The sequence below is a fragment of the Micromonospora deserti genome (assembly GCF_003236335.1).
Lineage (GTDB): Bacteria > Actinomycetota > Actinomycetes > Mycobacteriales > Micromonosporaceae > Micromonospora > Micromonospora deserti.
The window spans coordinates 55380-78861 of record NZ_POUB01000002.1; the positions used below are offsets into that span (position 1 = coordinate 55380).

The window sequence follows — 23482 nt, forward strand, 5'->3', positions numbered from 1 at the left end:
GAACTGCCGCTGCCGCTAGCGTGAGCACCACCGAACCGAAGCGCCGGGTGGTCAGCCGGCAGGGTCGTGCCCGGGGGGCGGGACCCACGGCCAGGGCACATCGTGGAAGGCTGCCTCGACCAGCAGCGCCTCGACGCCGCGCAAGAACCGCTCGGCCCGCTCCGGCGGAAGGTACCGGGTGTCGGCGGTGACGACCAGCTCGACCGCACCGGGGGCGTCGATCACCTGGAGGCGGCAACGCCAGGGGAACCGGTCCGGCTCGGCCAGCCACCGGAAGGCGCTGCGGGCCACCATTGCCCGCAGGGCGGCCTCGTCCGGGCCCGGCGTGTCGGGGCCGACGTCGTGCATCCGTCGGGTGTCGTTGAGGTAGCAGTACGGGGCCAGGAAGGTCCGGTGATCGTGGCCCAGGTCGGTGAAGGTGCGCTCCCACGCGGCAGGGTCGTAGTAGGCGTGCCGGTAGGCGTCCAGAGCTGCCCGCCGGGCCCGGGGCAGCAGCTCGGCGAAGCCGGGCCGGTCGGCCAGGTCGAGCCGGCAGAGTCCGATCTGGTTGAGGGTGCCGACCGCGAGGTCGTGCCCGGGCTGAAAGCGGTTGTTCGCCATGACGACGATCCCGCAGGCGTCCCGCCCGCTGTCCGCGGTCAGCACGGCGGCGGTTGCCGCCAGCAGGGCGTTTGAGCTGCTGATGCGGTACCGTGCCGCGACCAGTTGCGCCGCGTGGTGGACGGCCGCGGAGACCAGCGACCCGCGCCGGTAGCGGGAAGCCGACCCGGGCCCGACCGGATCCGACAGGCTCGCCGGGAGGCCGGAGAACTGCCGGACCCAGTACGCCACCGCCCGCTCCGAGCGCCGCAGTGCGACTCCGCGCTCCCGCTCGGCGAGGTCCAGCGACTGCGGGCCGGGCGGGGCGTGAAGCGATTTGCGCAGCAGGAGCACCCGCAGGTCGCGCAGCACGGTCTCGGCGGCGTGAAGATCGACGGTGGAGTGGCTGAACACCACCACGACCTGCCGTACCCGGTCGTCGACTGTGACCAGCGCTACCCGCAGCGGCCACTCGGCGGCGTGGTCGAAGCGCGGCTCGCGGAGCCGCGCGGTCAGGGCCGCCGCGGCGGAGCGGCCGTCGGGGTCGTTCGACGGTCGGGACACGGCGTGGACGAGGACGGGTAACCGCCCCGTCGCCGCCGCTTCCTGGTGCAGCTCCCCGTCCCGGCAACGGAACCGGGTGCGTAGCGATTCGTGTCGGGCGACCAGCGCGCCGACTGCCCGCAGAGCCCGCGGCACGGCTACGTCGGCCCGCGCGGGGACGGCCAGGGTACGGGGGAGGCACAGCACGCGGTACGCGGCGGGGGAGTCGAACTCCTCGACGGTTCGCCACATCGCCCGTTGCCCCCAGGTGAGCGGCGCGGTTCCGTTCCGCACGCCCTGGAACTGCGCGTACGCCACCTCCTCGACGCCCTCGGCGTCGGGCGCGACCGGCCCGGCGGCGACCGTGGGCGCGGCGCCGGCGGGCGCCCAGGGCCACGGCACCTCGGCGAAGGCCGCCTTGACCAGCAGTTCCTCCAGCTCGCGCAGGAACGGCTCGACTGTGTCCAGCGCGACGTGCCGGGTGTCGACGGTGAGGGTGATCCCCACCCCGGTCGGCTCGTCGACGACGTGCGTCAGCAGGTGCCAGGCCGCGTGGTTAAGCCCGGCCGTCCAGGAAAAGGTGCTGCGAGCCGTGGCGGCCCGCAGCTCGCCCCGGGTCGTTTCCGGCACCGGATCGACGCCGCCGACGGGCAGCCGGACGTCGTTGAAATAGTAGTGCGACCGGAAGGCCGAATCGTATTCGACGCCCAGTTCCTCGAATGCGTGGCGCAGCGCGGACGGGTCGTAATATGCGTGCCGCAGGCCGTCCAGGGACGCGGCCCAGACGCGGGACAACAACTCGGAGAAGTCGGGACGTCCCGCCAGATCGACGACGCAGAAACCGATTTGCCCGAGGTTGGCGACCGCGTTCGCGTACTCGGTGCGGAACCGGTTGTGTGCCATCGGGAAAAGACCGCACATCGTGCGCCCGGAGCCGCCGGCGGCCAGCGCCTGAACGCCGGCCAGCAGCACCGCGGAGACACTGACCCGGTGCCGGGCGGCGATCAGCCGGGCAGCGGTGTCGACGGCGGAGGAGACCAGGACGCCCCGGCGCAGCGGGGGGTCGAGGCCCGGTCCGGCCGAGGCCAGCGGCTGCCGGGGCAGTCGCTGGAACTGACGCAGCCAGTACGCCACCGCCCGCCCCGAGCGGCGCTGGTCGGCCCCGTGCTGCAGCCGGGCCACGTCCACCGACTGCGGGCCGGGCGGCGTGGGCAGGCCACCGCGCAACAGGATCAACCGCAGGTCCCGCAGCACGACCTCGGCGGCGTGCGCGTCTACCGTGGTATGGCTGAACACCACCACGACCTGCCGCACCCGGCCGTCCACCGTCACCAGCGCGACGCGCAGCGGCCACTCGGCGGCGTGGTCGAACGCGACGTCGCCGAGCCGGCCGGCGGCGTGCCGGGCGGCCGGGGCGCCGTCACCCGCGCCGGCGCAGACCAGCAGCGGCACTACCCCGGCCGCCGCCGTCTCCTGGCACGGCCCGCCATCGACCACCCGGATCCGGGTGCGCAGCGAGGCGTGCCGGCCGACCAGCGCGCCCACCGCGCGCGCCACGGCGGCCGTGTCCGCCCCGGCCCCCGCGGACACGGGCACCGTACGCCGCAGGTTGAGGAATACGTGATTGGAGCCGAACCTGGCGATCGATCGCCACATCACCTGCTGCGCCCAGGTCAGCGGCGCCGTCCCGGCACCGGCACCGGAGAACTCGGCGTGGACCAGCGTCTCCGACGCCCATTCGGCGGGCACCACCACGTCTGCGAATAGCATTCCTGACAGTACGACGCCCGGCTCCGGCGCCGGATAGCTCGATCGTGCTTTCCATAGTGGACCATTCAGCCGATCCATGGCCCCGATGGCGGCGTGCACACTATTGGCTCCTGTCCGTGATCGCACTGAGAAGGCGCCGTGTGACCAACGTTGACGTACCGACGCGGAGCGCCAGCATCGCGCCGAATGCGACTTTTCCCGCCACAAATCCCCGCCTATCATTCGGTCAGGAACGGATCTGGTTCACCGAACAGCTCACTCCCGGCACCGCCGCGTACGTCGTCTATTCGACCGTACGGCTGCGCGGGCCGCTGGACGTCAACCTCCTGCGCGCCGCCATCGACGCGACCGCCGCCCGGCACGACAGCCTGCGCATGCGGTTCACCGAGAACGCCGACGGTGAACCCGTCGTGCATGTGCTGCCCGAGGTGCGGGTACCGGTGACCGTCACCGCGGCGCCGTCCGAGGCCGCCGCCCGCGAGATGGTGGCTGCCTCCGTCCGCACCCCGTTCGACCTCAGCGCCGCCCCCCTGCTGCGGGCGCTCGTCGTCCGGCTCGGCGACGCGGACCACGTCGTGCACCTCGCGATGCACCACATCGTCAGCGACGGCTGGTCGCTGAACCTGCTCCTCGGCGAGGTCGCCGCCACCTACGGCGCGCTGAGGGACGGCGACCCCCCGCCCCCGGCGCCGGCGACCACCTATGTCGACTACGCCGCCTGGCAGCGGGACCGGCTCGACGGGCCGGCAACCGGGGACGGGTTCGCCTACTGGACCGAAGCGTTGGCCGGCGTGCCCCCGCTGGAGCTGCCCACCGACCGGCCCCGCCCGGCCGTACAGTCGTACGCCGGTGACACGCACCGCTTCACCTTCGACGCGGACCTCACCGACGGGCTGCGCCGGCTGAGCCGCGCCCACCGGGCCACCCTCTACATGACCCTGCTCACCGGTCTGCAGGCCGTGCTGTTCCGGTACAGCGGCCAGCGCGACTTCGCCATCGGCTCGCCAGTCGCCGGCCGGGTGGTGCCGGAGCTGGAGAACCTCGTCGGCCTGTTCGTCAACACGCTCGCCCTACGCGCCGACGTCTCCCCGGTCGGCGCGACCGCCGGCACCCCCGCCGCCGAGCCCAGCTTCGGGGCCCTGCTGCGGCGCACCCGCACCACCGTCGTCCGCGCCCTGGCCCACCAGGAGATCCCGTTCGAACGCCTGGTCAAGGAGCTCAACGTCGCCCGGGACGTCAGCCGCACCCCCGTGTTCCAAGTGCTGTTCACTTTGCAGAACTACGCCCACGACGGCGCCCGGTGGCCCGACGGCTTGCGCACCGAGGGCGTCGGCACCGACGCCGCCACCGCCCGCTTCGACCTGTCGTTGTACGTCAGCGAGACCGCCGACGGTTTGCGCGGCATGGTCGTCTACAACACCGACCTGTTCGACGCCGCCACCGTACGCCGGCTGGCCGCGAGCTTGCAGACCCTGCTACGCGCCGCGGTCGACCGGCCGGACCTACCCGTCGCCGACCTCGACCTGCTCGGTCCCGCCGAACGGGACCGGATGCTGGCCCTCGCCCGGCCCGACCACGACGGCGTCGCCGCCGGGGTCACCGGCACGGCGAGCACCCTGGCCGACCTCATCGGCCCGCACGTCGCCGCCACGCCTGACGCCCCGGCCGTGGTCCACGGCCCGGACACGGTCACCTACCGGGAGCTGGACCAGCGGGCCAACCGGCTCGCCCACTGGCTGCGCAACCGGGGCGTCGGCCCGGACCGGCTGGTCGCGGTCCTGCTGGAACAGTCGGTCGAGCTGGCCGCGACGCTGCTCGGGGTGCTCCGGGCCGGTGGGGCGTACCTGCCGCTGGACCCGGAGCAGCCCGTCGCCCGGCTGGGCCTGATCCTCGCCGACGCCCGCCCAACCGTGGTGCTGACCAGCTCCGACCTGCGTGACCGGCTGTGCACCGAGGCGGAGGTCGCCTGCCTGGACGAGGTCGCGGCCGAGGTCGCGGCCGAGCCCTGCACCCCGCTCGCGGCCGGGACGACCGGCGGGAACCTCGCGTACGTCATCTACACCTCCGGGTCCACCGGCACTCCGAAGGGGGTGACCGTGGCCCACCGGCAGGTGCTGCGCTACCTCGACGGGGTGGCCGATCGGTTCGCGGTGGCCCCGGCCGCCCGGTACGGGCTGCTGCAGTCGATGTCGTTCGACTTCAGCGTCACCGTTTTCTACCTGGCGTTGGCCACCGGCGGCGCGGTGCACCTGCTCCCTCGCCGGTGCACCGGAGCCGAACTCGCCGAGCGGCTGCGCGCCCAGCGCATCCACTACCTGAAGATCACCCCGTCGCATCTGACTGCGCTGACCGCCGACGCCGAGCCGGGCGACCTGCTGCCCGCCCGCGCGCTGATCCTCGGCGGCGAGGCGTCCGACCTGGACCGCGTCGGCCCGCTCGCGGCCGCCGGCCCGGCCCGAGTGTTCAACCACTACGGCCCCACCGAGGCCACCGTCGGCGTCACCACGTACGAGGTGACGGCCGACGGGCCGCGCACCGGCTCGGCACCGATCGGCCAGCCCCTGCCGCACGCCCGGGTGTACGTGCTCGACGAGCGGATGCGTCCGGTGCCGGTCGGGGTGCCGGGCGAGCTGTACCTCGGCGGTGACCGGCTCGCCCGCGGCTACCTGAACCGGCCCGGCCTGACCGCCGAGCGGTTCCTGCCCGACCCGTACGGTCCGCCCGGCGCCCGCCTCTACCGCACCGGCGACCTGGGCTACTGGCGCGAGGACGGGCAGCTGGTGTTTCTCGGCCGCCGCGACCACCAGGTGAAGATCCGCGGCTACCGGGTCGAGCTGGGCGAGATCGAGGCAGCGCTGCGGGACTGCCCCGGGGTGCGGCAGGCGGCGGTGCTGCTGCGCGACGACCGGCTGGTGGCCTACCTGGAGCCGGCACCCGGCGCGATCGTGCCGGACCCCGCGCAGCTGCGTCGCCACCTCGCCGACCGGCTGCCCGAGCACATGGTCCCCAGTCGCTGGGTACGCCTGGACCGGCTGCCGCTGCAGGAGCACGGCAAGGTGGACCGGCGGGCCCTGCCCGAGCCGACCGACGACGGGCCGACCGGGGAGCGGGTGGCGCCGGTCGGGCCGGTGGAGACCCTGGTGGCCGGGATCTGGCGGGCCGTGCTCGGGGTGGCCGAGGTCGGCGCCACCGACGACTTCTTCGACCTGGGCGGGCACTCCCTGCTGGCCACCCAGGTGGTGGCCCGGCTGCGCCGGGAACTACCCGCGGCCGTCGGCAGCGCCGCACCGGCGGTCAGCGTGATGGACCTGTTCCGCCACCGCACCGTACGCGAGCTGGCCCGCCTCGTCGCCGGGGCCGGCGCCGGCCCCAACGGGCTGCTGCACGAGCTGACCCCGCCGGTGCCGGCCGCGGACCGGGTCGCCACCCTGGTCTGCGTCCCGTACGGCGGCGGCAGCGCCGTGGTCTACCAACCGCTGGCCGACGCGCTGCCACCCGGCCACCGACTGCTCTCGGTGGCCGTGCCCGGGCACGACATCGGCCTCGCGGACGATCCCGCGCCCATCGAGGACGTCGCCGCCGACGTCGTCGCGGAGATCCTGGACCGGGTGGCGGGGCCGCTGATCCTGTACGGACACTGCGGCCCCGGCGGGGCGCTGGCTGTGGAGGTCGCCCGCCGGCTGGAGGCCGCCGGCCGGGACCTGCTCGCGGTGTACCTCGGCGCGGTCTTCCCGTTCGCCCGGCCCGCCGGCGGCGTGCTCGGGCCGCTGCTGCGGCTGCGGCTGGCCGAACGCGTCCGCAGCGACCGGATCTACCGCACCTGGTTGCAGGCGCAGGGCACCGCCGTGGGGTCGCTCGCACCCGACGAGGTCCGGTTCCTGATCCGGGCGATGCGGCACGACGCCCAGGTCTCCGAGGACTACTTCACCGATCTGATGCGGCAGCGGGCCAGCCCGCTGCGCGCGCCGATCGTCTCCGTCGTCGGCGAGCGCGACCGCAGCACCGACTACCACGAGGAGCGGTACCGGGAGTGGCACTTCCTCAGCGACCGCACCGCGCTGGCGGTGATCGACGAGGGTGGGCACTACTTCCTGAAGTACCGGGCCGGTGAGCTGGCCGAGATCGTCACCGGCGTGCACCGTCAGCTCGACGCGCCGCCGCCACCCGCCCCGGCCAGCCAGGGCGGCGCGCAGCCCGCCTGGCAGCTCGCCCGCGTCTCCCACCGGTCCGCCGACGCCCACCCGACACCGGACGCGAACACTCCGGTGGCCACCGCGCCGCCACCGAGCCTGCGCCGCTTCGGCCTGGTCGCTGCCGGCCAGGTGATCTCCGGCATGGGCACCGCGCTGACCACCTTCGCCATCCCGCTGTGGATCTACACCGAGACCGGATCGCTCGCCCGGTTCGCGCTCTTCGCCGTGCTCGGCCTGCTGCCCGGCCTGCTCGTCGCGCCGCTGGCCGGCGCGCTGATCGACCGCACCAGCCGGCGGCGCGTACTGCTGGTCGCCAACGCCGCCGCCGGAGGCGCCAACGCGATGATGGCCGGGCTGGTGCTGGCCGACCGGGCCGAGGTATGGCACTTCTACCCGCTGACCGGCTGGCTGTCGGTGGCGCTGGCCTTCCAACGCCTCGCGTTCGTCTCGGCGGTGCCGCAGCTGGTGCCCAAGCGCTTCCTCGGCCACGCCAACGGGCTCACCCAGACCGCCGTCGGTCTCACCCAGTTCACCGTGCCACTGGTCGCCGTGGCACTGCTACAGGCCGTCGGGCTGCGCGGCATCCTGCTCATCGACGTGGCGTCGTACCTGTTCGCGATCGGGGTGCTGGCGGTCGTCCGGTTCCCCCGTACCCTGGCCCTGCAACGCCGCGAGGGCATCGGCGCTGAGATCGTCGCCGGGTTGCGTTACTCGCTGCGGCGCCGGGAGTTCCGTGCCATGCTCGCGTTCTTCGCGGCGCTGAACTTCTTCCTGTTCCCCGTGCTGTTCCTGCTCTCCCCGCTCGTGCTCGGCTTCGCCAGCCTGACCGAGGTGGCGCGTGTCGCGCTGACCGGCGGGGTCGGCGCGGCCACCGGCGGCCTGGTGATGCTGGTCTGGGGTGGCCCCCGCCGACGCCGGATGCGGGCGGTGCTGCTCGGCACCCTCGGCATCGCGGTGGCAGCCGTGCTGACCGGGCTAAGGCCGAACCTGCTGCTCATCGGCGCGGGCGCGTTCGGCATGTACCTGGCCCTCGGCATCGTCAACGGTGTCTACAACACGATCATCCAGACCAAGGTGCCGCCCCGCTTCCACGGCCGGGTCTTCGCGCTCAACCAGATGGTTGCGCAGTCCACCCTGCCGCTGGGCTGGGGCCTCGTCGCTCCGTTCGCCGCCCGGGTAGCCGAACCGATGCTGCTGCCCGACGGCGCGCTGGCCACCACGGTCGGCGTAGTGATCGGCGTCGGTCCGGGGCGCGGCCAGGGGCTGCTCTACGTGCTGTTCGGGGTGTGCATCGCGCTGACGGCGCTGGTGTCGCTGGCCACGCCCGTCCTCGCCCGGTTCGACGACGAGGTGCCCGACGCGCCACCGGACGACCTGGTCGGCATCGAGGAACGCCGGGCCAGGGCCGCCCGCGTCGAGGAGCGCCGGGCGCGGGCCGTCGCGACCGGGCGGAGGGTGGGCTGACGTGACCGCAGCGCCCACCGGCCGGTTGGCATCCCCGTCCCGGACCGTGCCCGAGTTGCTCGACTGGCGCACCGCCCTGCATCCGGACCGGGTGGCGGTGGAGGTGCACGGCTGGGCGAGGCTGACCTTCGCCGAATGGTCCGCCGGCGCGGTCGCCGTCGCCGCCGCGCTGCTGCGCCGGGGCCTGCGCCGCGGCGACCGCGTCGGCCTGCTGTTCGGCGCCCGTGACTGGCCCCGGTTCGCCGTGGCGTACTGCGGGGTGCTCCGGGCCGGCGGCGTCGCCGTGCCGCTGTCCGACCGGCTCGCCGCCGGGCAACTCGAGCACGCGCTGACACACTGCGCGGCCACCGCCGTCGTGCACGGCGACGACACCCCTGCCCCGTCGCTTCCGTCCGGCCTGCCCGTCTGGACCTGCGGCGATCTGCTCGCCGGCCGCTGCACCGAGCCCGGCCCGTCGGCCGCCCGCCCCGGCGACCTCGCGCAGATCCTCTACACCTCCGGCACGACGGGCCGCCCCAAGGGCGTGGCGGCCAGCCACGCCAACCTGACCGTCGGCGCGCCGAACCACCCGCGCCGGCTGGCCCTGGCCCACTCGGAGCGGTTCCTGCACGCGTTCGCCATCGGCACCAACGCCGGGCAGACCATGCTGCTCAACGCGCTCACCGCGCGGGCCGCCGCGCTCACCCTGCCCCGGTTCACCCCGGTCCGGTTCGCCCGCTTGGTCGAGTCCCCAGGTACGGGGACCGTGTTCGTCGTCCCGTCGATCGCCGTCGAGCTGCTCGACTCCGGGGCGCTGCGCGGCCGGGACACCCGTGGCGTACAGCTGATCGGCTCCACCGCCGCGCCGCTGGCCCCGGCCGTCGCGGCCCGGCTGGCCGAGGCCTTCCCGCAGGCCACCATCGTCAACTACTACACCTCCACCGAGGCCGCCCCGGCCCAGACGACCATGATCTACGACCCGTCCCGCCGGGACGCGGTCGGCCGGCCCGTCGGCGGCCAGCTGATGGTCGCCGACGCCGACGGCAACCCGCTGCCCGCCGGGACGACCGGCGACGTGTGGCTGCGCGCCCCTCATCCCCGCTCGTACTACCGCGACGAGGCAGCGAACCGGGCTACGTTCCGGGACGGGTGGGTACGCATGGGCGACGTGGGCCGGGTCGACGCCGACGGCTACCTGTACCTCACCGACCGGCACCAGGACGTCATCAAGACCGGCGCGTTCAAGGTCTCCACCATCGAGGTCGAGGCGGCGCTGCACGAACACCCTCTGGTCGCCGAGGCGGCGGTCGTCGGGGTCCCGCACCCGGTGCTCGGCTCGGCGGTGGCCGCCGCCGTCGTGCCCCGGCCACAGGCCGGTCCGGACGGACTGTCCCTGCCGGCACTGCGCGGCTTTCTCGCCGACCGGCTGGCCGACTACCAGCTGCCCGCCCGGCTCCTGCTGCTGGACCACCTGCCCCGCAACGAGGGCGGCAAGGTGCTCAAGCGGCAGCTCACCGACCTGTTCGACAACTGACCATCAGCACCCCGTGGGAGAGCATGTGGGCACCGCCGAGGCGACATACGCACAGCACGCCGTCTGGTTCACCGAGCAGGCCGGAGTCGCCGGCACGGCGTACCACATGGCGCTGGGCGTACGGTTCGCCGCCGAACTCGACCGTCGGGCCCTCGTCGCGGCGTGCGCCGCGGTGGCCGAACAGCACCCGGTCCTGTACGCCCGGATCACCACCGACGACGACGGCACCCCCCGCCTGGTGCCGGCCGACATCCGCCCGTCGGTCACCTTCGGGGAGCTGACCGACGCCCGGGTCGCCGCGGAGATCGCCCGCCCGCACGACCTGCGGACCGGACCGCTGGCCCGGTTCACCGTGCTGACTGGCACCGACGGAACGCACCTGCTGCTCGTCACCGCCCACCATCTGGCCTTCGACGGTATGTCCAAGGACGTACTGGCCCGGGACCTGGCCGCCGCGTACACCGCCGCCCGGCGCGGCGGCCCGGCCGGCGTCGCGCCACGCGCCGACGGATACGCGGGCCTCGCCGCGGCCGAACAGCAACGTGTCGCCACCGACCTGCCCGCTGCCCGCGCCTACTGGGCCCGGCACTGGTCCGGCCCCGGCGACGTCGTCCTGCCCGGCCTGCGCCGGCTGCCCACCGGCGCGGAGCCCGGCGCCGCCGTGACCGTCAACCTGCCCGTCGACCTTGTCGACGGCATCGACCTGGCCGCCCGGTCACTCGACGTGACCCGCTTCGAACTGCTGTTCGCCGTGCTGCACGCCCTGCTCGAGCGCTACGGCAACCGGGGCATCCCCGTCGGGGTGGCCCTGTCCACCCGCACCCCGGACCAGGCCGACCGGGTCGGGCTGTTCGTCAACGAGCTCCCCGTCACCGCCGACACGGCCGAGGGAACTGTTCGCGACCACGTCCACGCCGTCCGGGCCCGGCTGCGCGAGGTGTACCGCTACCGCGCCGTGCCGCTGGCCCACGCCGTATCCGGCCTGCGGCCCGCGCCGGCGTTGACCCCGGTCAGCATCGCCTATCGGCGGGGCGGCGTCGAACCGGTCTTCCCGGGGGTGGCCAGCGAGGTCGACTGGACCCTGTTCTGCGGGGCCGCCCGCAACGCCCTGCACGTTCAAATCGTGGACACATCCACCGGCGTCACGGTCAGCCTCCAGCACAGCCCCTCAGCCATCGATACCGACGCCGTGCGCCGGATCGGCGGACACCTGGGCACCATGCTCGCCGCCGCGGTCGCCGACCCCGACCGGCCGGTGGCGGAGTTACCGGTGCTCCCCGCCGACGAACTCGACCACGTCACCCGCGCCTGGAACGACACCGACCGGGCGTACCCTGCCGAGGCGACCGTGCCCGCCCTGTTCGCCGGCCGCGTCGCTGCGGATCCGGACGCGCCGGCCGTGGTCGACGGCGACCGGACGCTGAGCTACGCCCAGCTCGACGCCGCCGCCGCCCGGCTCGCCGCGTTGCTGCGGGACCGGGACGTCGGTCCCGGCGCGCTCGTCGCCGTCGCGCTGGACCGGTCCTGGCAGGCGGTGGTGACCATGCTGGCGGTGCTGCGGTGCCGAGCCGCCTACCTGCCGATCGACCCGGGCCATCCGCCGGCCCGTCAGGAGGCCGTCCTCGCCGACGCCGCCCCGGCGCTGGTCGTGACGACCACCGCCACCCAGACGGCCTGGCCCACGCTCGCCCTCGACCGGACCGACCTGCTCGGCGGCCCGGCCCCGGTGGAGACCGCCCCCGCCGGTGCGCCGACGGCCGACGACCTCGCGTACGTGCTCTACACCTCTGGATCGACCGGCCGCCCCAAGGGCGTGGCGGTGCGGCACGGGGCGTTGGCCAACCTGCTACTCGGCGTGCGGGACCTGCTGGACAGCGGCCCGCAGCACCGGTGGCTGCACCTGACGTCGCTGTCGTTCGACATCTCCACCGTGGAGGTTTTCTTGCCGCTGGTCACCGGCGGCCGGGTGGTCGTCGCCTCGGGAGTCAGCGTCCTGGACGGCGCGGCCGTGCTGCGGCTGGTCCGCACCGCCGGCGTAACCCACGCCCAGGCCACCCCGTCGGGCTGGCGGGTGCTGCTGGAGGCCGGCCTCGGCGCCTCCGCTCCGGGCGCCGCCGTGGTCACGCCGGAGCCGCTCGTCGCGGTCGCCGGCGGCGAGGCGTTGCCGGTCGCCCTCGCCCGGGACCTGCGGGCCCGCACCGTGCGCCTCATCAACGGGTACGGGCCGACGGAGGCGACCGTGTACGCGACGATGGCGGACATTTCCGCAGACCCCGCCGAGGTCACCATCGGGCGGCCGCTGCCGAACGTGCGGGCGTACGTACTGGACGAGGCGCGCCGGCCCGCGCCGGTCGGGCTGCCCGGTGAGCTGTACCTGGCCGGCGCCGGGCTGGCCGCCGGCTATCTGGGGCGGGACGATCTCACCGCCCAGCGGTTCGTGCCGGAGCCGTTCGGGCGGCCCGGTAAGTGGCTCTACCGCACCGGCGACCGCTGCCGGTGGCTGCCGGACGGGCGGATCGAATTCCTCGGCCGCACCGACGACCAGGTCAAGGTCCGAGGGCACCGGATCGAGTTGGGGGAGATCGACGCCCGGCTTCTCGACCACCCCGGCGTGGCCGGGGCGGCCACCGTGCTCCGGCGGGACGACGACGAGCCCCGCCTCGTCGCGTACGTGGTGACCCGGGCGGGCGCCGCCCCGGACCCGGCCGAGCTACGCCGGCACCTGGCGCTGAGCCTGCCACAGGCTGTGCTGCCAACCGACTATGTGGCGCTGGAGCGGCTGCCGCTGAGCCCGAACGGCAAGGTCGACCGGGCCGCCCTGCCTGCCCCGGCGGCCCGGGACGCCGCCGTGGACGTGCCCCCCGACGCGGCCGCCGGCACCGGCATGGGCGACGACCCGGTGGTGGAGCAGCTGCGGCTGATCTGGCAGGAGGTGCTGCGGATCCCCGACATCGGCGTGCACGAGGACCTGTTCGACCTGGGCGGGCACTCACTGACCATCACCCGGATCAGCAGCCGGATCCAGCAGCGGCTCGGGGTCGAGGTGCCGCTCGACGCGTTCTTCGACACCCCGACTGTCGCCGAGATCGCCGAGATCGTCCGGCAGTCCGGAAAGGAGTTCTGACAGTGGGCACCATCGAACTGCGCGGGCGGATCGCGGAGCTGGTCAGCGAGGCCACGGGCGGGGCGGTCTCGGCGGCCGACGTACTCGCCGGAGGATCCATGATTGCCCTCGGTGTCGATTCCCTCGGACTGCTCCGCCTGGTCGACGCGATCGAGCTGGAGTACGGCGTCGAGGTCGAGCTGAACGGCCCCGGTCGCCCACTGGACACCCTCGACGACGTAGTGGCGTTGGTGGCCGCCGCCGGCTAAGCCCAGTCGGCCGGGTGGCCCGCCGGCACCCGCCACGCTTTGACAGGCAACGGTCGATCCCTTCGGCGCCTCTTGGCAGTGCCCCTTGGTCATGCCTAAGATCAGTGCAATGGCACACCTTACTAGGGTTGAATGGCGTCTGGGCAGCCCAATCCGAGCTCGATCCCTGACGCCCGGAGCGCGTACGGCAGGAGAAGAGAGTCGATGCCCGTAACCGCGACCTACACGATCCCCGGCATGCGCGTCCGCGATCACGTGACCGACGTGCCGCTGGACTGGTCCGACCCGACGCGCGGCACCATCCAGATCTTTGCCCGTGAGATCGTCGATCCGGTTCGGGCCGGTGAGGACCTGCCGTGCCTGGTCTACCTGCAGGGCGGACCCGGCGGGAAGGGCCCGCGCCCGCTCGCCCGGTCCGGCTGGCTCGGCCAGGCGCTGCGCGACTACCGCGTCGTCCTGATGGACCAGCGCGGCACCGGTCGCAGCACCCGCGTCGACGGTCGCCGGATGAGCGGGTTCGCCACGGCCGAGGAGGCTGCGAGCTTTCTCGCGTGCTTCCGGGCCGACTCGATCCTCGCCGACCACGAGCACCTGCGGAAGACCGTCTTCGGCGGCCGGCGCTGGTCCACCCTCGGGCAGTCGTACGGCGGCTTCATCACGCTGACCTACCTGTCGAAGGCCCCGGAAGGCTTGAGTGCCTGCTACGTCACTGGCGGCCTGCCGGGTCTCGACCCGTCGGCGGCTGAGGTCTACCGGCGCACCTATCCTCGCGTCGAGGCGAAGAACAGGCAGTTCTATCGGCGTTATCCGCACCAGGTTGCGCAGGTGGGCCGGATCGCCGACCGGCTGGCCGAGGGCGATGTGCTGCTGCCCGACGGCGACGTCCTCACGATCCGGCGGCTGCAGTCGCTCGGCATCGACTTTGGCATGAAGCCCGGATACGAGCGGATGCACTGGCTGCTCGACGAGGCATTCTCGGGGGACGAACTGTCGGCGACGTTTCTGCACCAGGTGCAGGCCAGGACCTCCTACAGCGACAACCCCCTGTTCGCGGCCCTGCAGGAGAGCACCTACGGGCACGGCGCCGGCGCCACCGCCTGGGCGGCCCAGGCCGAACGGGCGAGGCACCCGCAGTTCGCGGAGGGGGCCAGGCCGCTGCTGTTCACCGGCGAGATGATCTATCCCTGGATGTTCGAGGAGATCGCCGAGCTGCGCCCGTTCCGTGGCGCTGTCGAACTGCTGGCCGTCCGCGAGGAGTGGCCGCAGCTCTACGACCTCGACCGATTGGCCGCCAACGAGATTCCGGTGGCCGCCGCCGTCTACTACGACGACATGTACGTGGACGCCGGCCTGCAACTAGACACCGCATCCCGGGTCGGCAACGTCCAGACCTGGGTGACCAACGAGTACGAACACGACGGGGTCGGCGACGACCGGGTCTTCGCCCGGCTGGCCGAACTGGTCCGCGAGGTGGGCGGAGGAGTCACCGATGCGTGAGGACACGCGGGAGAAGTCGTCGGAAAACCTCCCCGGGGCCGGCTGGTCCCGCGAAGCAGAAGGAGTCACCGTTGCGTAAAGGCAAGCCGCCGAAGCTGTCCGAGATCCCGGCATTCACGCAGTACATGAACACGGGATGGGGCAGGCCCGACCGCACTCCGCCCGTCGTCCCCGGCGCCGCCCAGGCGGCTGCCGCCCACCGGGCCCGGCTGGCCGAGGCGCTCCCCGGCCGGACCATCGTGCTGGCGGCGGGGGAGGCGCCTGTGCGCAGTAATGACACGACGTACGATTTCCGCCCGGACAGCGACTTCGTCTGGGTGACCGGCTGCGGTGTCGAGAACGCCGTGGTGGTGCTGCGCGACGGCGACGCCACGCTCTACCTGCCGCCACCCGTCGGCCCCGGCGACCCGGGTTTGTGGACCGACGCCCGTTACGGCGAGCTGTGGGTCGGGGTCGCGCCGGGGCTGGCCGAGTGGGCGCGGGCGCTGGGCGTCGAGGTCCGGCCGCTCTCGGAACTCACCGAGGACGTGACTCGGGACGAGGAGGTCGGCCGAACCCTCGCCGAACTGCGCATGTACAAGGACGAGTGGGAAATCGGGCAGCTCCGCGAGGCCGTGGACCGCACGGTCGAGGGCTTCGCCGCGGTCGTCCGTGAGATCCCCACCGCGATCGAGGGGCCCGGGGAGCGGTGGTTGCAGGGCACCTTCGACCGGTACGCCCGGGCGTACGGTAACGGCCCCGGCTACGCCACGATCGTCGGCAGCGGCCGGCACGCGCCCACGCTGCACTGGGTGCGTTGCGACGGCCCGGTGCTGCCGGACGAGGTGCTCCTGCTCGACATGGGCGTCGAGGTCAAGAGCTGCTACACCGCCGACGTCACCCGCACGTTCCCCGCCTCCGGGCGGTTCTCTCCCGTGCAGCGGCAGGTGCACGACCTGGTGGAGGAAGCCCACCGGGCCGGGCTGGCGGCGGTGGGCCCCGGCCGCCGGTTCACCGATTTCCACCACGCGGCGATGGAGGTGATCGCGCGGGGCCTTGCGGACTGGGGACTGCTGCCGGTCTCCGTGGACGAGGCGCTCTCCGACACCGGCCAGCACCACCGGCGCTACCTGGTGTGCGGCATCGGCCATCACCTGGGGCTGGACGTGCACGACTGCGGTCGGGCCGCGGAGGAGGCATATCAGGGCGCGGTCATGGCGCCTGGCATGGTGCTCACGGTCGAGCCCGGGCTGTACTTCCATGCGCATGACCTGACCGTGCCTCCGGAGCTGCGCGGAATCGGCGTGCGCATCGAAGACGACCTCCTGGTCACGCCGGACGGCCTGGAGGTGCTGTCCGGTGCGCTGCCGCTCGACGCCGACGGCCTGGAAAAATGGATGGCAGCTGAAGCAATGTGAAATTGCACTGCTAGCCTTTGCGGTACGACCACAAGGAGACCTCAGCATGACCACCCCCGCCAGGCCATGGCATGGCATCCACGTCGCGACGGCACTGCCCTTCCATGACGACCTCTCCATCGATTACGACTCGTTCGCCGAGCACGTCCGGTTCCTCGCCGCCGCCGGCTGCCACGGGGTGACGCCCAACGGCTCGCTCGGCGAGTACCAGACGTTGACTCCGGAGGAGCGGGCGCGCGTCGTCGAGGCGGCGGTGCAGGCCGCCCCCGCCGGGTTCGGCGTGATGCCCGGCGTCGCCGCCTACGGCGCTCTCGAGGCCCGCCGCTGGGCCGATCAGGCCGCCGCGGCCGGGGCCACCTCCGTCCTGCTGCTGCCGCCGAACGCCTACCGCGCCGACCGCCGGGCCGTCGTTGAGCACTACCGCGAGGTCGCCCGGGTCGGGCTGCCGGTCGTCGCCTACAACAACCCGATCGACACCAAGGTCGACCTGACTCCCTCGCTGCTCGCCGAACTGTTCCACGAGGGTCTGATCGTCGGCGTCAAGGAGTTCACCGGCGACGTCCGCAGGGCGTACGAGATCGCCGAGCTGGCACCCGGCCTGGACATCCTGGTGGGCGCCGACGACGTGCTGCTCGAGCTGGGCATCGCCGGCGCCGTCGGCTGGATCGCCGGCTATCCGAACGCGATCCCGGAGAGCACGGTGGAGCTCTACCGGCTGGCCACCTCGGGCGGCCCCGCCGACATCGCCAAGGCACTGGCGATCTACCGCGACCTGCACCCACTGCTGCGCTGGGACTCCAAGACCGAGTTCGTCCAGTCGATCAAGCTGTCGATGGATGTCTGCGGCCGCAGGGGCGGCGTCTGTCGTCCGCCACGACTGCCGCTCCCGTCCGAGGTTGCGGCCAGGATCATCGCCGACACCGAAAGCGTCCTGGGCAAGGGCTACAAATGAGGTCCCGCCGCACGTTCCACGCCGTCGACTCGCATACCGAGGGCATGCCGACCCGAGTCATCGTCGGCGGCATGGGCACGATCCCGGGGGCGACCATGGCTGAGCGCAGGCTGTGGTTCGTGGAGAACAGCGACGACGTTCGCACCCTGCTGATGTACGAGCCGCGCGGCCACGCCGCGATGAGCGGCGCGATCCTGCAGCCGCCGACCCGTCCCGACGCCGACTACGGCGTGCTCTTCATCGAGGTCTCCGGGCTGCTGCCAATGTGCGGCCACGGCACGATCGGGGTCGCGACGGTGCTCGTCGAGACCGGGATGGTGCCCGTCGTCGAGCCGGTGACCACGATCAGGCTCGACACCCCCGCCGGGCTGGTCGTCGCGTCCGTGGCGGTGCGTAACGGTGCGGCGGAGTCGGTCACCATCCAGAGCGTCCCGTCGTTCGTGGCCGGGCTGGGCCGGAAGGTCGAGGTGCCGGGCTTCGGCGAGGTCGGGTACGACATGGCTTTCGGCGGGAACTTCTACGCGATCGTCGATCTGGCGGAGCTGGGGCTGCCCTTCGACCGGTCACGCGCCGGCGACCTGCTGGCCGCCGGTCTGGCGATCATGGAAGCGGTGAACGAGCAGGACCGGCCGATCCACCCCGAGCGCGATGACATCAACGGGTGCCACCATGTCTATCTGCAAGCCCCCGGCTCGACCGCCAGGTTGTCGCGGCACGCCATGGCCATCCACCCCGGCTGGTTCGACCGTTCCCCCTGCGGCACGGGTACGAGCGCCCGGATGGCGCAGCTGCACGCGCGCGGCGAATTGGGCATCGGCGCGGACTTCGTGAACGAGTCGTTCATCGGCACCCGCTTCACCGGACGGCTGCTCGGCGAGACCAGGGTCGGGTCACTGCCCGCCGTGCTGCCGTCGATCACCGGCCGGGCGTGGATCACCGCAACCTCTCAGTTCCACCTCGACCCCACCGACCCCTTTCCCGCAGGGTTCCTGCTGTGAGCCCGGTACCCGTCCCGGATCTGCCTGGTGTCGGCCGGAGGGAAAACCTCCGCGACCGAATCAGGGACGCTCTGCGCGCCGCGATCATCTCCGGCAAGCTGCAGCCCGGCGTGGTCTACTCGGCTCCGGCGCTGGGCGCGCAGCTCGGCGTCTCGCCCACACCGGTGCGAGAGGCCATGCTCGACCTGGTGAAGGCCGGCCTGGTCGTCCCCCAGCCGAACAAGGGCTTCCGGATCACGGAGATGTCCGAGGAGGACCTCGACAACCTGGCCGCCGTGCGGCTGCTCATCGAGCCGCCGACCGTGCGGGACGTCGTGGCGGTGATCCCGAAGGAGGACATCCCCGAACTACGGACGCTGGCGCAGGCCATCGTCGATGCGGCAGAGTGTGGCGACCTGGTCGGCTACATCGAGGCCGACCACGTCTTCCACCTGACCCTGCTCGGCTACAGCCGTAACCGGTTCCTGGTGGACGTCGTCACCGACCTGCGCTCGCAGACCCGGCTGCTCGGCCTGACCCCGCTGTTGGAGAGCGGCAGGCTGGGCCGCTCGGCCGCCGAGCACCACGAGCTCCTGGACTTCATCGAAGCCCGTGACCCGTCCGGCGCCGAGCTGCTGATGCACCGGCACATCGGCCACGTACGAGGTCTGTGGGCAGGTGGGGCCGAGGGCGCGCCATGAGCGAGCGTCAGCGAGCGATTCATCAGTACAGCGCCGGTGAGTCTCATGGCCGCGGCGTGAGCGCGGACCTCGTGGTCGTCGGTGCGGGTGTCGTGGGGGCGGCCAGCGCGTACTTCGCATCGCTGGCGGGGGTGCGAGTGGTCGTCGTCGAGCGCGGCGCGATCGCTGGAGGCACCTCCAGCGCCGGAGAGGGCAACGTGCTGGTGTCCGACAAGGAAGCCGGCCCCGAGCTCGACCTGGCGTTGTACTCACAGCGGGTCTGGCGCGAGGATCTCGCGGAACACGCCGAGTTGTGGGAGTTCGAGTCCAAGGGCGGCCTGGTCGTCGCGGCGTCGGAGCAGAACGTCACGTCGCTGCGCGAGCTCGCCGTCCGGCAGCGCCGGCGTGGGGTCGAGGTCCGTGACGTCGCGCGGACCGAGTTGCGCGACTACGAGCCGCATCTCTCCCCGGAACTCGCCGGGGGCGCCTTCTATCCGCAGGACGCCCAGGTCCAACCCATGCTGGTCGCGGCGCACCTGCTGCGGCTGGCCCGCGAGCGCGGAGCGCAGGTGCGTACGCGCACCGAGGTGACGGGGTTGCTGCGCGACGGCGCCCGGGTGACGGGCGTGCGGACCCCCGGCGGCGACATCCCCGCCGGGGCGGTGCTCAACGCCTCCGGCACGTGGGCCGCCGGCGTCGCCGGCCTCGCGGGGGTGCGTGTCCCCGTGCTGCCCCGGCGCGGCTTCGTCCTGGTCACCCAGCCGATGCCGCCCCGGATGATCCGCCACAAGGTGTACGCCGCCGAGTACGTCGGCGACGTGGCCAGCTCTGACACGGCCCTGCAGACCTCGCCTGTTGTCGAAGGGACCGCCAGCGGCACGATTCTCGTCGGCGCGTCGCGTGAACGCGTCGGTTTCGACCGGACCGTGTCCGTCACCGCGATCGGCACGCTCGCGGCCAAGGCGATCGCGTTGTTCCCGATGCTTCGGGAGGTCCGCGCGATGCGCACCTACCACGGCTTCCGCCCCTACTGCCCCGATCATCTGCCCGTCATCGGTCCCGATCCCCGCGCGCCCGGCCTCTGGCACGCCTGCGGCCACGAGGGTGCCGGCGTCGGCCTGTCCGTCGGGACCGGCAAGCTGATCGCCCAGGCGCTCGTGGGTGATCGGCCCGACATGGATCTCACGCCGTTCGCCCCGGACCGGTTCGCGGACGTCGAGGAGGCGCTCCGATGACATATCAGATGACCTTCCGTGGCGCCGCAGTTCCGGCTGAGCCCGGCCAGAGCGTCGCCGCCGCACTGGTCGCCGCCGGGATCCCCGACTGGCGCACCACCCGAAAGGGCGGCAGGCCACGGGGCCTGTTCTGCGGCATCGGCGTCTGCTTCGACTGCCTGATCACCGTTGACGGCATCCCCGACCAGCGCGCCTGCCTGGTCACCGCCGCCGACGGCATGAGCCTCGGCGACGCCGAGACCGGCGCAGACCTCGAAGACGCCGGCGACCGGAGGAACAGCGATGCCGAACGCGCATGACGTCGCCGTGGTCGGCGCGGGCCCGGCCGGGCTCGCCGCCGCCGTCGAGGCCGCCGAGGCCGGGCTCGGCGTCGCCCTGATCGACACCGCCGGACAGCCCGGCGGGCAGTACTGGCGGCACTACGACGAGAACCACGCCCGCCCCGACGATCGCGTCGGCCATCGTGGCTGGCCGGTCTTCACTGCGCTGCGGGACCGCATGTACGCCCTCCGCGCCGCCGGCCGGATCCGCTACCTCCCCGGACACCAGGTATGGCTCATCACCAGGGGCGGCAGCGGCGCGTTCACTCTCCGGGTGACGGCCGCCACGTCCACGGCCGCCACCACCGAAAGACCCCGGGACGCGGCGGGCCGGGCGCTCGTCGCGCGGGCGCTGATCCTGTGTCCCGGGGGATATGACCGGCAACTTCCCCTCCCCGGCTGGGACCTGCCCGGCGTGATGACCGCGGGGGGAGTGCAGGCCCTACTCAAGGGGCATCGCACCCCGGCGGGTCGGCGAGCTGTTGTCGCCGGCACCGGCCCGTTCCTGCTTCCCGTGGCCACCGGCCTCGCCCGGGCCGGGGTGAGGGTCGCGGCCGTCGTCGAGGCCAACGGGACACTAGGTTGGCTACGCGACCCGGTCGGGCTGGTCTCCGCGCCGGGCAAGGGCGTCGAGGCATTGCAGTACACGGCGCTCATGGCCCGGCACCGCATCCCGTACCGCACGAGGACCTTGATCCGTGAGATCCTCGGCACGGACAGGGTCGAGGCCGTCCGGATCGCCAAGGTGGACCGTGATGGCCGCCCGATTGGGCCGGACGAGGAGATCCTCGCCGACCTCGTGGCGCTCGGGTGGGGCTTCACCCCGTCGCTCGAACTGCCGCTCATGCTCGGCGTGGAGACGGCGAAGGACGTCGACGGATCCCTCGTCGTGGCCGTTGACGACCTTCAGCGCAGCAGCGTCGATGGGCTGTACGTCGCGGGCGAGGCGACCGGTGTGGGCGGTGCGGCCCTGGCCGTCTATGAGGGTCGGTTGGGTGCGCTCGCCCTCGCCGCCGCACTGGGCCGTCCGGCCGACCCGACCGTGATGAGGCGGCTGCGAAGCGCCGTCCGGCGGGGGCGCCGGTTCGCCGCCGCCATGCACCGGACCTATCCCGTGCCGCGGACGTGGCCGGAGTGGCTGTCGGAGACGACACCAGTCTGCCGCTGCGAGGAGGTTTCGTACGGAGATCTGCGCCGGGCACACGACGACCTCGGCGCGGAGGATGCGCGTACGTTGAAGATGCTGGCACGGCCGGGGATGGGCTGGTGCCAGGGACGGGTGTGCGGCTTCGCCACCGCCGGGATCGCGGCCTGTCTGAGCCGGCGCGAGAGCACCGCGGAGGACCTACGGCCGCTGGCCACCCGCAGCCTCGCCGTACCGGTGCCCCTGGGAGAGCTTGCCGCCCTGACCGAAGACACGACGCCTGTCGAGGCGACCGGAGAGAGAGGACGAGACGATGGGTGAGGTGCTGAGCATCGACCCGCGTACCGGCGAGCCGCGGGGACGCGTCGCGACCGAGTCGACGGCGGCGGACGTGGGCGAGGCGGTGCGGGCCGCCGCCGCGGCCGGCGCGGCACTCCGGGACCGCGCCGCGCGGGTCGACCTGCTCCGCATGGCCGCCGTACTGCTGGAGAAGAGCGGCGACGAGATCATCGCGACCGCCGATGCCGAGTCGGCGCTCGGCCGAGTACGGCTCACGGGCGAGCTCGCGCGCACGTGCTACCAGCTCCGCGCATTCGGGGACGTGGTCGAAGCCGGCGGCTACCTGGACGTGATCATCGACCATGCCGACCCGCTGGCGGACCCAGCGCCCCGCCCCGACCTGCGGCGCTACAAGGTGCCGCTGGGCGTCGTCGCGGTCTTCGCGGCGAGCAACTTCCCGCTGGCCTTCAGCGTGCCCGGCGGCGACACCGCGAGCGCGCTGGCCGCGGGATGCCCGGTGGTGGTCAAGGCACACCCGGACCATCCGGCCACCTCCGCCCTGTGCGCCCGGATCCTCCGCTCGGCGGCCGCCGAGGTCGGGCTGCCCGAGGACGTCGTCCGCCTGGTCCACGGCTTCGACGCGGGCCCGGAACTCGTCCGCCACCCCCTGACGTCGGCCGTCGGGTTTACCGGCTCGGTGCGCGGCGGCCGCGCGTTGTTCGACATCGCGTCCTCCCGGCCACGGCCGATCCCATTTCACGGCGAGCTGGGCAGCCTCAACCCGGTCGTGGTGACCACGCGGGCGGCCGAGACCAGAGCTGAAGAGATCGGAGCGGGGCTCGCTGCCTCGTACACCCAGGGTCTGGGGCAGTTCTGCGTCAAGCCGGGCCTTGTCCTCCTCCCTGAGGGACCGGCGGGCGACGCCGTCATCCGGGCGGTCGTCGCGGCGGCGGTCCCGTCCGGGCCGCTGCTCGACCCGCGCATGCGCGCGGCGTTCCTCGCCGGAGTCCGCTCCCGCGCCGCGCTCCCAGGGGTGACGGAACCGCTCGGGGCGGGGGAGGCCGGCGACGACGCGACGCCGCTGGCCGTCCGGCCGGGCGTGCTGACCGTCGCGGCGTCGCGGCTCGCCGAGGGAGGGCCGTATCGGGAGCTGCTGGAGGAATGCTTCGGACCGGTCACCGTGCTGGTCCGCTACGGTTCGACGGCCGAGCGAGACGCGGTGCTCGGCGGCCTGCCGGGCAACCTCACCGCGACCGTGCACCTGGCCGCCGACGAGCGGGACGGCGCGGCGGTGGACCTGGTCGCCGGGCTGAGCGAGATCGCGGGGCGGGTCGTCGTGGACGGTTGGCCCACCGGAGTGGCGGTCGCCCACGCCATGCAGCACGGCGGACCTTATCCCGCCTCCACCAGCGGCTCGACCTCGGTGGGAAGCACCGCGATCGAGCGGTGGCTGCGCCCGGTCTGCTATCAGAACACCCCCGACCCGCTGCTCCCACCAGAGCTGCGCGAAGCCAACCCGCTCGGCGTTCCCCGCATTGTCGACGGGATCCGTACCACCTCCTAGCGG

General features: G+C 73.2%; 14 protein-coding genes. 13 read left to right on the forward strand and 1 reads right to left on the reverse strand.

Features of this window, described 5'->3' with window-relative positions:
• Positions 1–51 precede the first annotated feature (51 nt).
• Positions 52–2892 carry a condensation domain-containing protein gene (locus tag C1I99_RS32170; RefSeq protein ID WP_158553878.1) on the reverse strand — a complete coding sequence of 947 codons (2841 nt, stop codon included), beginning with the start codon at positions 2890–2892 and terminating at the stop codon, positions 52–54.
• Positions 2893–3032: 140 nt separating this feature from the next.
• Between C1I99_RS32170 and C1I99_RS00410 the strand changes: the two genes are divergently transcribed.
• The 13 genes from C1I99_RS00410 to C1I99_RS00470 all read left to right on the forward strand — a co-directional run bounded on the left by C1I99_RS00410 (position 3033) and on the right by C1I99_RS00470 (position 23479).
• Entirely contained in the window at positions 3033–8549 is a 5517-nt protein-coding gene (locus C1I99_RS00410) for a non-ribosomal peptide synthetase/MFS transporter (protein WP_111132147.1), read from the forward strand.
• Between the two features lies 1 nt (position 8550).
• Positions 8551–10062 (forward strand): class I adenylate-forming enzyme family protein, encoded by a 1512-nt coding sequence (locus C1I99_RS00415; protein ID WP_233512224.1) that lies wholly within the window; start codon positions 8551–8553, stop codon positions 10060–10062.
• A 13-nt stretch (positions 10063–10075) separates the two neighbouring features.
• Complete coding sequence (locus C1I99_RS00420) at positions 10076–13186, forward strand: non-ribosomal peptide synthetase (protein ID WP_199561846.1); 3111 nt, start codon at positions 10076–10078, stop codon at positions 13184–13186.
• Between the two features lie 2 nt (positions 13187–13188).
• On the forward strand, positions 13189–13434 hold the full coding sequence (locus tag C1I99_RS00425; protein ID WP_199561847.1) for an acyl carrier protein: 246 nt from the start codon (positions 13189–13191) through the stop codon (positions 13432–13434).
• Positions 13435–13638: 204 nt separating this feature from the next.
• Entirely contained in the window at positions 13639–14931 is a 1293-nt protein-coding gene (locus C1I99_RS00430; protein WP_111132148.1) for an alpha/beta fold hydrolase, read from the forward strand.
• Positions 14932–15002: 71 nt separating this feature from the next.
• Positions 15003–16328, forward strand: coding sequence for an aminopeptidase P family protein (locus tag C1I99_RS00435; RefSeq protein WP_199561848.1), 1326 nt, complete (start codon positions 15003–15005; stop codon positions 16326–16328).
• A 46-nt stretch (positions 16329–16374) separates the two neighbouring features.
• On the forward strand, positions 16375–17280 hold the full coding sequence (locus C1I99_RS00440) for a dihydrodipicolinate synthase family protein (RefSeq protein ID WP_111132149.1): 906 nt from the start codon (positions 16375–16377) through the stop codon (positions 17278–17280).
• On the forward strand, positions 17277–18278 hold the full coding sequence (locus tag C1I99_RS00445; RefSeq protein WP_111132150.1) for a proline racemase family protein: 1002 nt from the start codon (positions 17277–17279) through the stop codon (positions 18276–18278). The genes C1I99_RS00440 and C1I99_RS00445 overlap by 4 nt, the downstream gene beginning before the upstream one ends.
• Positions 18275–18958: a GntR family transcriptional regulator gene (locus C1I99_RS00450; RefSeq protein WP_111132151.1), complete on the forward strand. Its 684-nt coding sequence runs from the start codon at positions 18275–18277 to the stop codon at positions 18956–18958. The genes C1I99_RS00445 and C1I99_RS00450 overlap by 4 nt, the downstream gene beginning before the upstream one ends.
• A gap of 56 nt (positions 18959–19014) precedes the next feature.
• Positions 19015–20172, forward strand: coding sequence for an NAD(P)/FAD-dependent oxidoreductase (locus C1I99_RS00455; RefSeq protein ID WP_233512226.1), 1158 nt, complete (start codon positions 19015–19017; stop codon positions 20170–20172).
• On the forward strand, positions 20169–20471 hold the full coding sequence (locus C1I99_RS00460; RefSeq protein WP_111132153.1) for a (2Fe-2S)-binding protein: 303 nt from the start codon (positions 20169–20171) through the stop codon (positions 20469–20471). Before C1I99_RS00455 ends, C1I99_RS00460 begins: the two co-directional genes overlap by 4 nt.
• A complete protein-coding gene (locus C1I99_RS00465; protein WP_111132154.1) occupies positions 20455–21957 on the forward strand; it encodes an FAD/NAD(P)-dependent oxidoreductase in 1503 nt (500 codons plus the stop codon). Before C1I99_RS00460 ends, C1I99_RS00465 begins: the two co-directional genes overlap by 17 nt.
• Positions 21950–23479, forward strand: a complete 1530-nt coding sequence (locus tag C1I99_RS00470; RefSeq protein WP_111132155.1) for an aldehyde dehydrogenase (NADP(+)) — start codon at positions 21950–21952, stop codon at positions 23477–23479. The genes C1I99_RS00465 and C1I99_RS00470 overlap by 8 nt, the downstream gene beginning before the upstream one ends.
• The last annotated feature ends 3 nt before the right edge of the window (positions 23480–23482 follow it).